This window comes from Thiohalophilus sp. (genome assembly GCF_034521165.1).
GTDB lineage: Bacteria > Pseudomonadota > Gammaproteobacteria > UBA6429 > Thiohalophilaceae > Thiohalophilus.
On record NZ_JAXHMV010000016.1, the window covers coordinates 137,304 to 153,804 of the forward strand.

Here is a 16,501-nt window from a genome sequence, read left to right on the forward strand (position 1 = left end):
CTGGCCAGATGACCTGGCCTTTCTCGCGGCCAGGTCAAACGATACCCCAGGCCTCAGAAATAATAGCCAAAATTGATATTGAACCGGGTCTGCCACTCATCATCAGCGTTTGCACCCAGACGATCACCAAAGGTCGCATCGCCGCCAACGAACTCGTTACCATTGGAATAGGCCAGATCGGTGTAGATATACCAGCCATCGTGCGCCCAGGCCATGCCCAGCATGAACAGATCGCTGTCGTTGAAGCCGCTTGCATCCTTGATGATGGAACTGTATTCCACGTAGGGCACGACATAATCGAGCCAGTCTACTCCATCAGTGGTATAGGTATAACTGAGGGAAATGGCCGGAATCCAGGCCTCGGCCGCCGCGGTACTCGGGAAATCGTAGGCGCCAAACTGTACCAGTTGATCGCTTCCCAGCGGCTGGGCCGCATCAACATCATACTTGTAACGGGTCAACTGGGTAGCCAGCTTGAGCTTGCCCCAGGTGTTGATCATGTGCACTGACGCGGCGTAATGATCCCCATCTTTTTGTGGGCCGTTGCTTTTCAGCTCGCCATACTGCAAGGAAAAACCGATATCGGTCGGCACACCGGCATCGGGCATGCTGTAAATTCCGCGCACGTTGACCTGATTTCGTTCCTCATAGCCGCTGCCATCCTCATTGACCACATCATAGGAGTAACGGGCACTGTCTGCCGTGGAACCCCGATAGGCACCTTCATCGGCATAGTAGTAACCGAAGTCCCATTGCCAGTTGCCGCCGGCTTTGCTGTATTTCACCCCCATATCCATGTCGTCCGACAGGCCGACATAATAGTGCTGATCGAAAAACCAGCTTTGGGAAAGACCATACGGACCGGGGCCGAACGGCACCCGGTTGACACCAACCTGGAGCTGGCTGTCGTCTTCAAAGTTATAGCCCAGCCAGCCGGTGTGCAGGAAGTTGTAACCGTTATACCAGCGATACTCGAGCTTGCCGATATAGGGCCCGCTGGCATAGTCCATGTTGACGCGGAAGGTATCCAGGCTGAAGTTACCGTCATCTTCCCAGGCCCTGGAAGCATCTCCATCGGCGTCGGCCGGGTAATCACCCACCGCATAATTGGCCCGCATGGCACCGCCGACGGTCAGATTACCAAACTGGATTTTATCGCTGGCATTGGCCTGGGTTAGCGGAACAGCCAACAGTAAAACAACCGCTGAACTTCCGCTAATGACCGTACGCGAGCAGGACTGCAAAAGAGTTGTTTTTTTCATGCCGGTTCTCTCCTTGGAAATAGCAACAGCTTGTTGATATTACCTGCCCGTTTCCGGGCAGGTCTTGTTTCCTACCAGCGATCAGATTAAAGCTCCCCAGTGATCCAGTAGTCGATACGCTCTTCGTTCTCGTCGATGTATTTTGTAACTGCCTTTTCATACGAGGTTTCCTGAGCATCATTCATCGCTGATTCCAGATCCTCAATAGGCAACTGCATGCGTGAGAAGAAGCTGGCAGCCTTGATGTTATCCTGGTAAAACCCCTTGCGGGCTACGGCATGAATTCGCTCATAACTGCCGAGCACGCCTTTGGGGTCTTCCAGATAGCGTAGTTCAAAAGCGCCAAACATCCAGTGCGGACTCCAGCCGGTCACCACAATCCACTCGTCGCGACGCACAGCTCGTTTCAGCGCGGCCGTCATGCCGGCGCCGGAGGAAATCTGCAGTTCATAGTCCAGACCATATTCCTTGAGCGCCTCTTTCGACAGGCGGGTCAGTCCGGCACCCGGGTCGATGCCGGTGATGGTGCCATCCAGTTTTTCACGTACTTCCGGCTTTTTCAGGTCTTCAATCGAGTTGACCTGATCTCTGGGAATGCTGTTTGGCACAACCCAGCCCAGACGCGCATGGGTATACAACAATCCCAGATTAACCACATCCGTACAGGTTTTTTCAATATAGTCCGCGTGCGTACCCGGTTGCCAGGACATCAGCATGATATCGATACCACCGGATTTGAGCCCCTGATACTGGGGGGCGATATCGGTCTGAATGAGTTCAACATCCTGATCCATCCGCTCTTCGAGAATGCGTGTTGCCAGCTTGGTGACGAACTCGGCATCAGACCAGGCGGTCCAGCCGATCTTGACCTTATCCTGGGCCAGCGCACCGCCACTGAAACCCAGCGTTAGAACCGTAACGAGTAACAGATGCGATAGTTTCTTGATTGACATGTATGCTCTCCTTTTCTTCTGTAATTAATGCACAGGCGTCGGGTTCAATACCCGACGTTCTGCCAGTATCTGATCACAACGAAATACTTTGAGTCGTGATCAGTTTGAACCTGATTGGCGACCATTCACACGGCCGAGACTGAATAGCTGGCGAAGGCGTTCTATCAGACTGGTGCTCGTCACCCCGCGCCGACCCTGACCGAAACTCTGGGTAATCCGATCCAGCAGTATCGCCAGCAAGACAACGCCGAGCCCGCCTTCAAAACCCAGCCCGACATCCAGACGCTGAATCCCGGTCAGTACGGTATTGCCCAGACCACCGGCGCCAATCATCGAGGCGATAACCACCATGGACAATGCCAGCATGATAGTCTGGTTGACGCCGGCCATAATCGAAGGCATGGCCAGCGGCAGTTGCACCTTGAGCAACAGCTGTCGACTGGTACAGCCAAAAGCCAGCCCCGCCTCCACGTTTTCCTGGCTGACCTGGCGAATCCCCAGGTTGGTCAGCCTGACGGCCGGCGGCATGGCAAATATCAGCGTGGCAATCGAGCCCGGGACCTTGCCCAGTCCGAAAAATATAGCAGCTGGAATCAAATAGACAAACGGGGGCATGGTCTGCATAAGATCGAGCACCGGCCGCGCAACGGCTTCCACGGTCTCACTGCGGGCCATGGCGATGCCGATGGGAATACCAATCAGCAGCGCCAGCAGGCTGGAGCCGATTACCAGCGCCAGGGTGGAGACGGTCTCGCTCCAAATATCCATACCATATATAAGTACTACAGCGAGAATCGCAAACAGGCCGAATTTCCAGCTCACCCGCCAGGCCGCCAGTGCAACGATGATGACGGATAAAACCAGGGGCGGTACGGCCAGCAAACCATCCTCAAAGGTGTCGACCAGCAAGCCGACAATGTCCGCGAAGGCATCCAGCAAACCGGTAAGGTTGGTTTGAATCCAGTTAACCCCCGCTTCGACCCAGTCACCAATCGGGATTTCGAAATCGATTATTTGTTTATCCGCCATGGTTCAACTCGCCTTGTTAAAGGTTTTCAGAAGAATATTCTTGTCGATAACCCCCAGATAACGGTCTTGCTCATCAACCACCGGAACCGGGTAGCCCTCTTCGACGACACGTTTCAATACTTCTTCGAGATCCATCTCCGCTGGCGTCGATTTCACCGCGGCAAGAAACGCCTCATTCCAGCCCTGGTCTTTCTCTGTTGCGCGAATCAGGCCATTGACACTGACCATGCCACTATAGTGCTGGTCCGCATCGACGACCACGGCCAGGTGACGATCATCGTCGCGCATCTGTGTCAGGGCAGCACGCACATCGGTCTCGGCGCGGTTGATCACGGCAACGGGCTTTTGCTCGGCAATGTCACCGGCATTGAATACCTTGCTGACATCCACGCCATAGAAAAAGGAACGCACATACTCATTGGCCGGATTGGTGACAATTTCCTGCGGCGTCCCGATTTGCACAATGGCGCCGCCATCCATGATCGCGATACGATCGCCGATCCGGATTGCCTCGTCGAGATCGTGAGATATAAAGACAATGGTATGCGCCTCGGTTTGTTGCAATCGAACCAGCTCGTCCTGCATTTCGGTTCGAATCAGCGGGTCCAGGGCCGAAAAGGCCTCGTCCATGAGAAGTATGGATGCATTGGTCGCCAGCGCGCGTGCCAGACCGACACGTTGCTTCATACCTCCGGACAGCTCATCGGGATAACTGTCGGCATTGGCTTCGAGCCCCACTGTTGCAAGTGCCTTGAGGGCATGCTTGCGCTGCTCCTGTTTATCCATCCCACCGACATCCAGACCGAACGCCGCGTTTTCCACCACTGTTTTGTGCGGCATGAGGGCAAAAGACTGAAACACCATGCTCATGCTTTCCCGGCGCATGCGAATAAGTTCTTTTTTATTCATGGCGGTGATATCGCCGCCATCCAGCAAAATCCGACCGCGCGTTGGTTCTATTAACCGGTTTAACAGACGCACCAACGTGGATTTACCGGAGCCGGAAAGCCCCATGACCACGAACACCTCGCCGTCGCGTATCGAAAAATTGGCGCTCTGTACGCCAACCGTGGTACGAGTGCGTTCGAAGATTTCATCCTTGGAGAGCCCCTGCTCCAGCAGGCGTAGTGCTTCATCGGGCTCGGGACCAAATATTTTATAAAGATCTTCGACAACAAGTTTGTCTTTCGGATCATCACTACTGATGGCGGCCATTCGACTCTCTCCCGGAATTCATCAGCGCAGTATTTGCCATTTGTTGTGGCTATTATACCGTACGGTATATCAGGACAACCGGAACCGGACAACTGTAAAAATCATAGGCGTACAACGATGTTAGGTATATTCCCCAGTAATAACTTCAACTATCGGACAGTTGCTAAGTTATTGTTTTGGATTGTTTAAACCTTACGCATCGTTCTCGTACCTGTCAACTCGTCCCACTACAGCATAGCACTATTCTGGCATCTGATCGGGCATCTGATCGGGCATCTACCCTGCCGGGTACGGACAAGTCTGGGAATCAAGACGGGGGCCGATTGACTCGCGGTACTGACCATTATTGCGGTCCCCCTGCCCGTCACCCAGAGACAAGCCTCGCGACTCACAATCCGTCCCGGAGTCTCCATTTGAAGCGGAACATGCCTGAATAGGGCAGTGTGCCCGGGCTCGTAATACTAGAAGTACGGGTACAGGTACGCAGAGGCGTAGATCAGGTTGCGCGCAGCGCTACCTGACATTCTGCGTATCGGCAGGGGTGTCACGCAGGCTCACGCCAGCGTGACCTGCAGGATTGGCCAGAGTATCAGGTGTGCATGAATCTGGAACAGTTAGCTAGAAAGAGGGGTACAGCGAAATACGCTATATAGACAGGGTCGCGCTCGATCCCTTTTTACGTTACTGCTTCTTTCGCACCCGGTCTTTGGTCAGGTAACGCGCCTCAAACTCCTCCGCAGTGATCGGTTTACTGTAATAGTAACCCTGTGCAATATCGCAACCGGCCTCGCGCAGAAACCGTTCCTGATAGGCGGTTTCCACTCCCTCTGCCACGACTTCCAGTTCGAGCCCCTGTGCCAGGCCAATAATTGAGCGGGTGATGGCAATATCATTTTCATCATCAGGGATATCCGTGACAAAGGACCGGTCTATTTTTAATTGATTGATGGGCAATGTCTTCAGACGAGACAGGGAGGAGTAACCGGTCCCGAAATCGTCAATCGATAACAATAATCCCATCGCCGCGACTTCCTGCCGAATCCAGGTATTGACCTCTCGATCCTGCATCAGTCCACTTTCCGTCAACTCAAGCTGAATCTGCCAGGGATTCACGTCGTACTGTTCCATTAACGCGCGGATGCGCTGTGACAGACCGGCGGCAGACAATTGCCTCGGCGACAGATTTATCGAGGCTTTCAGGTGCGGCGCATAAACCTGCCACTTTGAAATCATCGCGATAGCCGTACACAGTACCCAGTCTCCGATGGAAACTATCAGGTCGCTTTCTTCTGCCAGCGGAATAAACTGTATTGGAGAGACAAGTCCGCGCTCCGGGTTCTGCCAGCGGATAAGACACTCCGCGCCAATCAGCTCACCCGACGACAGGTTGAATTGTGGCTGCCATAAAAGGTAAAGTTCATTACGGACAATCGCACGACGCAATTCACTTTCCATCTGTAACTTTTCCGAGACCTGACGCGTCAGTTCGTGTGTATAATATTCATAACGGTTACGTCCCTGGTCCTTGGCTCGATACATCGCGGAATCGGCATGTTTAATCAGGGTATCCCCATCATTGCCATCGTCGGGAAACAGACTGATACCGATACTGCAGCAGGCATTGAGCTCATAGTCTTCAACATTGAACGATCGGGATAGCGCCTCAATGATCTTCCTCGCCACCTGCGCGACCTGATCGCGGTGTTCAAGACTCGGCAAAAGACAAACGAATTCATCTCCACCGAGACGAGCCACCACATCCTCGCGACGCATCAGGCCCCTCAATCTCAGCGCAACTTGCTTGAGCAGATTATCGCCATAAGGATGGCCCAATGAATCGTTGATGTTCTTGAACCGATCGAGGTCCAGGAACAACACGGCCAACATCTGTTTGTGACGCTTGGCAATTTCGACCTGTTGCACAAGATGCTGCATGAAATAATTCCGATTGGGCAAGCCAGTCAGTTCGTCATAATGCGCCATCTCCAGCAGCCGCCGCTCGGCCCGTTTATGATCGGTAATATCAGTGGATATCCCTGCCACCGCATAGATTCTGCCGTACTTTTCCTTCAGCGGAAATTTCAGCGACAGATAAGTGTGCGTTTCATCCTCATGCGGTAACTGCTCCTCGAACTGCAGCAGTTGGCCACTTTTCAGCACTTCGCGATCATTGTCCACAAGCACTTTGGCTGTATTCTGTGGAAAAATTTCCGTGTCCTGCTTGCCGCATATCTCTTGTTGTGTAATTCCGAACAGGTCCTGATATCGCTTGTTGACATGCAGATAGCGCCCGTCGGTATCCTTGACGTACATCACCGAGGATGTGTTGCTGGAAATGCCGTCCAGCATTCGCTGCTGCTTCTCGTGCTCCTGTAGCGTACTCAGAATGCGTTGAACCATGATAATCAGGGCAATGCTGTAAGCCATCAATCGCATAACGTGCCACCACCACCATGCGGCATCCCATATGGTCGACAGCTCGAAGATCAGTCCCGCGGTACCGAACAGTGCGCAATGCAATGCAAAGAGGCGATGATTCTTTTCGCCCTGGCTTTCATACAGTTTGTTGAGATGATACGCCGCGTACAGAAAAAACATGCCGCCGGCAAGATTGAGCAGGCGCGCCACCGGGGTGAACTCTCCTTCCACCAGCATTGTCGGGATCCACTGCGTCTGCCAGACCGACAGTGCTGTCACGCTCACCACAACCAGGGCACACACACCCAGCGGGAAGAGATTCTCCGAGGCAGGACGGCGACCGAAGCGCAGGCTCACCGTGGCGAACATCAACCCGCCGATGAAAGTGGCGAGACTGTGCAACCAGACAAAGGCCTCCCCCGGCTCCACTGCGGCATGAGAGACATCCAGCAGGCCCATCGCGGTCAATCCCAGGGGCACTGCCAGCGGCATTTCGGCAATCCGCTGATCGCGATGAAAGATGAGGATCAGGCTGGTGACAAACAGCGCGATAAGTGCGCCGGCCGTCTCCAGCACAGCGTGCAACGGCAGGTCTATATAAAAGTGATCCTCAGGCAGCAGCAGCGAAATGGAGAATACCAGTGCGGGATAGATCAGCAATTTGACATAGGATTCAATCCTGTTGGGGACAGCTAACAGACTCGTTGCCATATATCACCACTTTGACAAATTAAAACCACTTGGCGGAGGCAGGAAGGGGACAACATTTCGCATCCGCACAAATCATTATTTATTATTGTCGGCCGCCCCGCTGTTACACTTAAATTGTGTGAATAGCCGTGATTTTCCAAGCAAACCGGGGGGTGCGGATTGGGAATGGGGATGGACAAATCCTTACCCTTAATACCAGTGTAGTCAAGTGGTTTGCCTATAATTACCTTGCCAGCAGGAAGGGAATACAGGCCGCTGCAGACGGCGGGCCCGCCTTCTGTCGATCCCGGGTTGGGCCGCGGCGTCAGGATCGGACCGACTGAACCGGGTCCTGGTGGTCGAACGGGCTCATCAGACATCCGTATCCCGCAGAGTTTGATCAGGACTTGATGATACCGGCTAACTTTCCCGGAGTCTGTTGCATCTGACTCACTTTGCGATACCGGCCATCGACAGGTTTGCCGGCACCCCCAAACAGCCGCACAGGACAGCTACAATCGGGAAGACTGCCAGCCGAACTATGGAGAAATAAAAGCATCTTCCGATCGGGACTCCCGCCTTGCGATAAAACCAGCGAATAGCAGAACCCGACACTGGCAGGACATCGATCGGTTTGATGAATCGGTACATCACGGGCGGTAGCTGAAACCGTCCTGAACCGTGTTTCTCGGCATCCCCTTTCGTTGTATCATTTCAGATTCAGAATCCCGATGCCCGCAACAAAAAGGTGATTTTTAATGAGTGATCAGGCTATTACAGTCATCGGCAGCGGTTTTGCCGCGCTGACGGCGGTGCGTGAACTGCGCAAGCGCGACAAGGCGTCCCGGATCACAGTGATATCACCGAAACCGGAGTTTATCTATCTGCCGAGTCTCATCTGGATCCCCTCCGGCATTCGCAAGGCAGGAGATCTGCGTATTCCGCTGGAGAAGTTTTTCGCGCGCCTGCAGGTAGAGCATGTCGCGGCCGAGGTGACCGGCCTCAAGGATGGCGGACGTACTGTCGAGACCAGTGCGGGCGAGATCAACAATGATGCCCTTATCATCGCCTCGGGCGGGCGGTTCATTAAAAAGCTGCCAGGGATCGAGCACGCCATCACCCCCTGCGAGGGGATTGCGGCCGCCGAGCAAATCCGCGACCGCCTGCAGGAAATGGACGGCGGCACCATTGCCATCGGTTTTGGTGGAAACCCCAAAGAACCCTCGGCCATGCGCGGCGGACCGATGTTCGAGTTTCTGTTCGGCACCGACACCCTGCTGCGCAAGCAGAAGCGGCGCGACAACTTCAGGCTGATCTTCTTCAGCCCCGCGCCCGAACCCGGCAAGCGTCTCGGCCCCGGGGCCGTGAAGGGCCTGCTCTCGAGCATGAAAAAGCGCGACATCGAGACCCGGCTGGGCCACAAGATGAAGGGCTTCGAATCCAACAAGGTCATCACCGAGGGCGGCGAGTTCGAGGCCGATCTCATCCTCTTCATGCCCGGCATGACCGGCAACCAGTGGTTCGACAACAGCGAACTGCCGCGCTCCGAGGGCGGTCTGGTCAGGGCGGACCAGTACTGCCGGGTTCCCGGTTTTGAAAAGACCTATGTGGCCGGGGATTCAGGCAGCTTCCCCGGGCCTGACTGGATGCCAAAACAGGCCCATATGGCCGATCTGCAGGCCAGCGCGGCGGCAACCAACCTGCTGGATGAACTGGCCGGCAGGAAGCCCCGTGCGGGCTTCAAGGTGGAATTGATGTGCATCGTCGACAGCATGAACAGCGGCATGCTGGTGGCACGTACGCCCAGGCGCAACATCATGCTCCCCTCCAACCGCCTCGCCCACTGGACGAAGCGACTGTTTGAATGGTGGTATTTACGGCAGTACCGTTAATTGGCCCTTTTCAAACACACGGCCCTTTGCCAACCCGAATCATGGACTTCCCGCAGACCGACGATTACCGCGCCCTGTTTCTCAACAGCACCCCGCTGATGGATGTCCGCGCCCCGGTGGAATTCCAGCAAGGCGCCTTCCCGTATACCGAGAACCTGCCGCTGATGAACGATGCGGAGCGCCACGACGTGGGCATTCGCTACAAACAACGGGGTCAGGACGAGGCCGTGCAACGGGGCCATGAACTGGTCCAGGGTGAGGTCAAGCAGCAGCGTGTTGATCGCTGGGCAGACTATTTCAGGCAACACCCGGACGGGGTCCTGTACTGTTTCCGCGGCGGCCTGCGCTCGAAGATTTCGCAACAGTGGATCTACGAGCGCACCGGCCTCGTCTATCCCCGGGTCAAGGGCGGCTACAAGGCCATGCGCCGCTTCCTTATCGACGAGCTGGAAACTTCGATCAACCGCATCGAGCCGGTCATCCTGAGCGGCCAGACCGGCGCGGGCAAGACCCGCCTGCTGCAAAAGCTACCGAACATGCTCGATCTGGAAGGGCTCTATCATCACCGTGGCTCGGTATTCGGCAATCACGTTACGCCCCAGCCAACCCAAATCGACATCGAAAACGCGCTGTCCATTGCCCTGATCAAGGCCATCGACCGGGGACACACGCGCCTGCTGCTGGAGGATGAAAGTGCCAACATCGGGCATCGTCACCTGCCGCAAAGTCTGCACGCCCGGATGCAACATGCCCCGATTATATTACTGGAGGCCGACCTGGCCGAGCGCATCGAGCTTATTTTCCAGGAATACATCACCGATGATCTGAGCAGGTATCAGTCCGTCCACGGCGAGTCACAGGGCTTTCAACAGTGGTCACAAAAGCTGTCGGACAGCATCGACAAGATCCAGCGTCGCCTGGGCGGTGTTCGCCACAAACAGCTCAAAACATTGCTGGACAACGCCCTGCAACAACACGAAGCGGGCAATCCCGAAGGCCACAGGGACTGGATCGAGATATTACTGGTCGAGTACTACGACCCGATGTATACCCACCAAATCAACAACAAGCAGAAACGAATCATATTCCACGGCGGCGAAAGCGATGTACTGGAATTTCTCAAGACCCGGTATCAAATCGTCTGAATCATCTCTTCAAGGCATTGACTGCCTTCAATGCCCGTCATTTATCTTGCTTATTCTTTTTCCCGGACCCGCGATCAAAATAACGCAGGGCACTTGCAGAGCCGATCAGAAAAAGCAATGCCAGCCCGAAAATGATCAGAAATGTCTTCATCGTATTGTCACCTGATTGCCCGTTGCGGGTGGTTCGGTTTACCCGAGCCCACCCTGCGCACGGTGAACGCGAACCGGGAGGTTGACTCAGGCGTGCTCCAGCAACCGCCGGGTCATGTACAGCCTGACCTCGCCTTCTTCGGTGAGAGCGTGAAACAGATGGTGCGGTCCGGTCGCCGCATCAATCTTGTTCTGCAGATCGTCGCGTAGCTCGGCATAGTAATCGAGCAACCGGCGATCGAAGTTGTGCAGGGCCTGGGTTAACGGATCCTTGCGCTGCCGCGCCATGATTGTCGGCATACCATCCCGGTACAGATCACCCAGGCAGATGTGCACGGCATTGAACAGCGTCACCCAGCCGTTGAACCACAACATCATATCGATATCGAACGACTCGCCCCGGGGCGGGCCCTCGGTGAGCACCTGTTGCAGCAGGTCCTTCTCCTTCACCGTCTCCCACTCCTCCAGCAGCGCCGCGCGCCCGTAACCATCGATGGTGGAACTGGTCAGCAGAACCGGGCTATCCGGGTATTTGTCGAGCACAAAGGTGGCATCCTTCAATACCTGTTGTAACTGCTCCGGGGATTTGGGATTGCGTTTCAGACGCGGCGAGCTCTTCACATCCTGCACCTGCACCCGGTAACCGCGCTTGCCCAGCTCCTGCGCCAGGCGGGCGAACACCCCTTTTTGCAACACATCCTGCGAGAAATTCATCGCCGTCTGCTTGTGCAACAACGCCAGCTGGATTTGACTGGAATAACGTGGATAGCACTCGACGATATTGGCGATTTTGGAAACAGGGATGCGCTCGGCCAGCAAGCCTTGCTTGTCGACGTAAACTTCGTTGTGAAACTCATCGAAACTGATTTGCAACAGGACTTTTGCCGCGGCCCATTTCTTGGGACGGGCATCGATAGCCTCGGCCATCTTGCCCAGTACCTCGTTGGTGATTTCAGGAGTGTCGGCAAAATCGCCATTGAGGAGCAGGGCAAAGTTCTTGATGTGACGCATCCGGCGGATGGCCGCGTAAAAATGATCCAGCTGTCGGGTCAGGTCGCCGCCGGTAAACAACACGCTGTCGGTATGCCGGTCCACCAGGTCGAAGACCTGATTCGGGTCCTCATTCTTGCCGCGCGGCGGGCGCCAGGTAAACATGCAGTGGCGGCAGGTCTGCGGGCAACCCATGGCGGGGATAATTCCCAGCTTGTCGTAGCGCGGCGACACACCCTGCAATTCATCCGGCAGAGCATCCACCAGGGCCAGCCGTTGCTCATCTTCCGGGCCCAACATGCCCGCATAGCGTTCGCGTTCCTCGCGAGCCACGTTTTTGAATTCGACCATGTAGGTCTGGGTAAACAGTCCCAGGCCATGCCATATAGCCAGGATGTCCTGAATCAGCTGCTCGGCATCCTCTTCGCGGGCTCTCAGCAGGGATTGAAACTCCTGGTATTGTTTCTGGCCATCGGCCGGATGCTCACGCCAGTGGCGGACATAACCGCGCACGAATTGCTCGGCACTGTCGCACAGCAGCAGGTCCATGAGAAAACCAAAGCGGGGACCGCGGAAGGTCTCCAGCACCGACGCGCGATAGTTCTCGTGGACGTTATGCCGCAACCAGTGCCAGGCATAGAGGTAGGCCATGGGAAAGCTGAGTTCCGCGGCCTCGGGCTGCGCGGCCAGCATCTGGCGCATGGCGCCGCCGGTCGTGAGCCGATTGACCTCGTCCTTGAAGCGCTGGCGCATCGTGGCCAGATACACCGGCAGCAGCGACGCCTGATCCGCTTCGCTGGCGACCTTGCCACCCCCGCTGACCACGGCAACGCCGTCCACACCCTTGCGTTCTATTGCACTACCGCTGACTGACGCCATGAGATGTCCTGTCGATTCATCAAATCGGAAATGACTGATTATACATCACATGCCTCTGAACGGCCTTTTCCCGCACAGTTTGTGATGTTTTCGGGCGTGGCATGATCGCCCACACAGCGGCGCCCGAACCCGGGCAGGATCAGGGAATCATGAAAAACAGCGGTGAAGCGATGGGGGAGTTAATCGGGATCAGAACCGGATAGCACCGCAACGCGGTTCATTCAGTATTCTGACCCCGGTATAGGTTATAACAAGATCGTTATGCGAGCCCGCACTTGTCTTTGATGGCAGCGACGACGTCGTCACTGGAAGTGGCATTGATGCGCATCAGCATGCCTTCCTTCTCATAGAAACCCGCCAGCGGCGCGGTCTTCTCTTTATAGGTATCCAGCCGGCTGGCAATCGCTTCCTCGGTTTCGTCATCGCGCTGCACGACCGGTCCGCCACACTCGTCACAGACGCCTTCGACCTTGGGCGGCTTGCTCTTGACGTTGTAGATGGCGTTGCACTGGGTGCAGGTCCGGCGCGTGGTCAGACGATCGAGGAGTACCTCGCGCGGCACATCCAGGTCGACCACCGCGTCCAGTTTTTCACCCATCTCTTCCAGCACGGTCTTGAGCTGTTCCGCCTGGGGAATGGTGCGCGGGAATCCGTCCAGCAGATAGCCGTTTTTGCAGTCATCTTCCTTCAGGCGCTCTTTCATGATCCCCATGATCAGCTCATCCGGTACCAGGTCGCCGGCTTTCATATAGCCCTCGGCCTCCTTGCCCAGCTCGGTGCCCTCCTTGACCGCCGCGCGCAGAATGTCGCCGGTGGAAATTTGTACAGAGCCGTCCATCTCACTCAGCATATTGGCTACGGTGCCCTTGCCAGCACCCGGCGCGCCTAACAGAATCAGTTTCACTATGTTTCCCCTTGTCTCGAGTTATTGGTAAGTCAGAATCAGGGGAGGGTTATTTCATAAATTGGGCTGAAGTGCCAAATAAATTTTTTTAGCACTCAATAAACTGGAGCCTGGAAATGGCTTTGGCAGCCTATCTCGAGTAACATGTGGTTAAAAATTGGTCAACCTAAGATAAGCTCGCCGCAATTGATAATGAGGCGTATTTGTCACCGATCTCTTTTATTTTCTGGTTCAGTCAGATCTGACAGGTATTGGCATGGGATACGTCTATTTATTTAAGAATGGTAACAGAGCCGGCAGTCGTTCCAATTACCTGGATCAGCCATCGGCCCTGTTTATTTATAACTGACTTACCGGATTACACTTTGCGCGAGCGGGTCGCCGCACCCAGACCGATGAAGCCGAGCCCGATGAGTAACAGGCTGGCAGGTTCGGAGACCGCGACGGGAACAGTGCTGATGGCACCCACGGCGTCGATATCTGCCCCGACACTCGCACCCGAGGTTCCTCCTTCGTTGTAATCGTCAGTCAGGCGGATGTAACTGAATAAATCTGACGAGCCGAAACCGAAGTTGTCGATATCAACTCCCGAGGTTGTGCCAAAAACCTTGCCGACAGAAAACCAGTCACTGCCGTCAGTGCTGATATCTACATAGGTGTCTTCAACATCTGGACCGACTTCGAAGATCCAGAGATCCAGGTCGGAGTTGTCGCTCCCCGTCAAGGCATTGTCAACAAACTCCAGGACAAGACTACCTCCTCTTCCCAGCGAGACAAACGGGCAATCTGCAGGATCCCCGGAACAGGCACCGATCGAGGTATTGCCAGGCACTTCCGGTATACCCAGAGCATTAGTCGCTTCACTGTTGGCGGCGGAAGGCACAGGTCCACCTGATGCATCGGGTGTGTATGACACTACCGAATCGGCAAAGGAAATTTCACCTTGAGGAAACTCTACGCCACCGATAATACTAGCTAACGAAAACCCCGGAAGCAGGGTACAGGTCAGTATCAATGTGAATGCGGTCGGAAAATTGCGTGAAATGCTGCGTAACTTCATATCATAACTCCGGCTGAAACAACTGTTTATCATTCTTTCCTAATCTAGACAGGCAAATCACATGCCAAAGGAATTAATGGCGATGAATCAGTAGCTTAATATCACCTACTCACCATTACCTGAAAAAGTGTTAAGTTTTTCGACACCTGTAAATCAGGACAGATTTATTTTTCACGCTAACAGAAATAAATCCGTAACCTTGTTGATTTTTCCCGTCACAGTGGAGTATTTACGCCATGGCGTGGGCCACTCAAAGTCATTGCGAGCATCAAAGTCCGATGTTGTCCTCAAAAACACACTCATCTCAAAAACAAGATGGCACACGAGGCCTTCAATCGTCTGCCCGAGAGCCTGCCCCGCCGAGGGCAACGCTGCCAGACAAAAGAGAATGTATTGGCGGCGTCACAGAGATGTTGTCGAAAAGAAGGCCAAGGGAAAAGCCAATTCAGCAGAGCCGATAAACGACTATAAAGTAAGCTGATATTGCAGGTCGAACCGCACTCGTTGAGGAGGGTCTTTTCAAAACGGCCTGTAAATTATATGTACGCTATAGAACATAAAAGTAATGACTCTCTGCTATAATTTGAAAGACAAGACTTAACAACAGAGGGAGGCTGTATCGACAATGCATGAGACAAGTGCGGACAAACCACCTCAGACCTCACCAGAACAGAATCACCTGCTTGCAGCTTTGCCGGAAGATGTTAGGCAGAGTATTTTCCCACATCTTGAACCGATCAAATTGCCACTGGGTGAATCATTGTATGAATCCGGCGATGCCATGCGGTATGTCTATTTCCCCACAGATTCAATTGTGTCATTACTCTATGTAATGGAAAGCGGTGCTTCGGCGGAAATTTCTGTTGTGGGTAATGAAGGCATACTCGGTATTGCCCTGTTTATGGGAGGGGAAAGTACACCCAGCCGGGCCATAGTGCAAAGCGCAGGGAGCGCGTATCAATTACCAGGGAAAAAATTGAAAGAGGAATTCAGACGACAGGGCGATTTTCACAATCTGTTGCTTCGCTATACACAATCACTGATTACGCAAATGGCACAGACAGCCGTGTGTAACCGGCACCACACGATTGATCAGCAATTATGCCGCTGGTTATTGTTGTCGTTGGACCGATTGACGACGAATACGCTGTCCATGACCCAGGAACTGATAGCAAACATGTTGGGAGTGCGCCGTGAGGGCGTGACCGAAGCAGCAGGGAAATTACAACGCGCAGGGGTAATCGAATATAAGCGGGGTCATATCATTGTCCTGGATAGGCCCAGACTGGAGCAACTCAGCTGTGAGTGCTATGAAGTGGTTAAAAAGGAAACGGATCGCCTGTTGCATTATGTCCCTGTTCGCACACCCCACCAGTAAACCGGCCGCTAACTGTCCTGCTGCCTGCATATGCAATGTTCGGTGTCGTACAGAGCAACCTTATACCTTCCGGCTACACTTGTGCCCATGAGTATTTACAGGGCTGGCGGCACGAGTCAATGACCCGGCCCGGCCGATTGATTTTGGACGCGTAGTTCTATACGCAACGGGCCACGGATGGCCAACCATTCAGTAGTCGCTCGATGTTAAGGAGGCCGGATATGCACCAGTTTCTTAATCGTCATGGAGAAATGGATGCCGTTCAGCCTCGGAGTGAGCGGTTTTATAACATTGCAGACGAGTGGTGGTTTGCGATTCGTCGTGGGCCGGATCAAGGGCCCTACCCGACCCAGTCAGCGGCCAGACAGGCATTGATAGAATACATTAATGACCAGCTTGCTTTTGAGAAACAACTGCAAGAGGGCCGCGAACAACTCAAGTACCTGCACTACTAATGACCGTACTTCATATCCCGTAATGGACGAGCACCGATCCTGACCGTAGGGCATAAAAGTATCCTGAAAGGCTGTAGCGTG

12 protein-coding genes are annotated in these 16,501 nt (G+C 54.3%); 4 read left to right on the forward strand and 8 right to left on the reverse strand.

The window, feature by feature from the left end; genetic code table 11:
- Positions 1 to 53: 53 nt before the first annotated feature.
- From U5K34_RS15200 to U5K34_RS15220, 5 genes are all read right to left on the reverse strand, one after another.
- Complete coding sequence (locus U5K34_RS15200; RefSeq protein ID WP_322569253.1) at positions 54 to 1,262, reverse strand: hypothetical protein; 1,209 nt, start codon at positions 1,260 to 1,262, stop codon at positions 54 to 56.
- An 86-nt stretch (positions 1,263 to 1,348) separates the two neighbouring features.
- Positions 1,349 to 2,215, reverse strand: coding sequence for a glycine betaine ABC transporter substrate-binding protein (locus U5K34_RS15205; protein WP_322569254.1), 867 nt, complete (start codon positions 2,213 to 2,215; stop codon positions 1,349 to 1,351).
- A 99-nt stretch (positions 2,216 to 2,314) separates the two neighbouring features.
- Positions 2,315 to 3,226, reverse strand: a complete 912-nt coding sequence (locus U5K34_RS15210) for an ABC transporter permease (protein ID WP_416224120.1) — start codon at positions 3,224 to 3,226, stop codon at positions 2,315 to 2,317.
- A gap of 21 nt (positions 3,227 to 3,247) precedes the next feature.
- Positions 3,248 to 4,459, reverse strand: coding sequence for a glycine betaine/L-proline ABC transporter ATP-binding protein ProV (proV, locus tag U5K34_RS15215; protein ID WP_322569256.1), 1,212 nt, complete (start codon positions 4,457 to 4,459; stop codon positions 3,248 to 3,250).
- Positions 4,460 to 5,140: 681 nt separating this feature from the next.
- Positions 5,141 to 7,588 (reverse strand): putative bifunctional diguanylate cyclase/phosphodiesterase, encoded by a 2,448-nt coding sequence (locus U5K34_RS15220; RefSeq protein WP_322569257.1) that lies wholly within the window; start codon positions 7,586 to 7,588, stop codon positions 5,141 to 5,143.
- Positions 7,589 to 8,325: 737 nt separating this feature from the next.
- Here U5K34_RS15220 and U5K34_RS15225 point away from each other — a divergent pair.
- Entirely contained in the window at positions 8,326 to 9,459 is a 1,134-nt protein-coding gene (locus U5K34_RS15225; RefSeq protein WP_322569258.1) for an NAD(P)/FAD-dependent oxidoreductase, read from the forward strand.
- A gap of 41 nt (positions 9,460 to 9,500) precedes the next feature.
- On the forward strand, positions 9,501 to 10,604 hold the full coding sequence (gene mnmH, locus U5K34_RS15230; protein ID WP_416224121.1) for a tRNA 2-selenouridine(34) synthase MnmH: 1,104 nt from the start codon (positions 9,501 to 9,503) through the stop codon (positions 10,602 to 10,604).
- Positions 10,605 to 10,841: 237 nt separating this feature from the next.
- Here the strand turns inward: mnmH and U5K34_RS15235 are convergent, their stop codons facing one another.
- The 3 genes from U5K34_RS15235 to U5K34_RS15245 all read right to left on the reverse strand — a co-directional run bounded on the left by U5K34_RS15235 (position 10,842) and on the right by U5K34_RS15245 (position 14,587).
- Entirely contained in the window at positions 10,842 to 12,623 is a 1,782-nt protein-coding gene (locus U5K34_RS15235; protein WP_322569260.1) for a radical SAM protein, read from the reverse strand.
- A gap of 259 nt (positions 12,624 to 12,882) precedes the next feature.
- Entirely contained in the window at positions 12,883 to 13,527 is a 645-nt protein-coding gene (locus U5K34_RS15240; protein WP_322569261.1) for an adenylate kinase, read from the reverse strand.
- Positions 13,528 to 13,885: 358 nt separating this feature from the next.
- Complete coding sequence (locus U5K34_RS15245) at positions 13,886 to 14,587, reverse strand: PEP-CTERM sorting domain-containing protein (RefSeq protein ID WP_322569262.1); 702 nt, start codon at positions 14,585 to 14,587, stop codon at positions 13,886 to 13,888.
- A 625-nt stretch (positions 14,588 to 15,212) separates the two neighbouring features.
- Between U5K34_RS15245 and U5K34_RS15250 the strand changes: the two genes are divergently transcribed.
- Together U5K34_RS15250 and U5K34_RS15255 are read left to right on the forward strand one after the other, a co-directional pair.
- On the forward strand, positions 15,213 to 15,965 hold the full coding sequence (locus U5K34_RS15250; RefSeq protein ID WP_322569263.1) for a Crp/Fnr family transcriptional regulator: 753 nt from the start codon (positions 15,213 to 15,215) through the stop codon (positions 15,963 to 15,965).
- 221 nt (positions 15,966 to 16,186) lie between these two features.
- Positions 16,187 to 16,420: a DUF6316 family protein gene (locus U5K34_RS15255; RefSeq protein ID WP_322569264.1), complete on the forward strand. Its 234-nt coding sequence runs from the start codon at positions 16,187 to 16,189 to the stop codon at positions 16,418 to 16,420.
- The last annotated feature ends 81 nt before the right edge of the window (positions 16,421 to 16,501 follow it).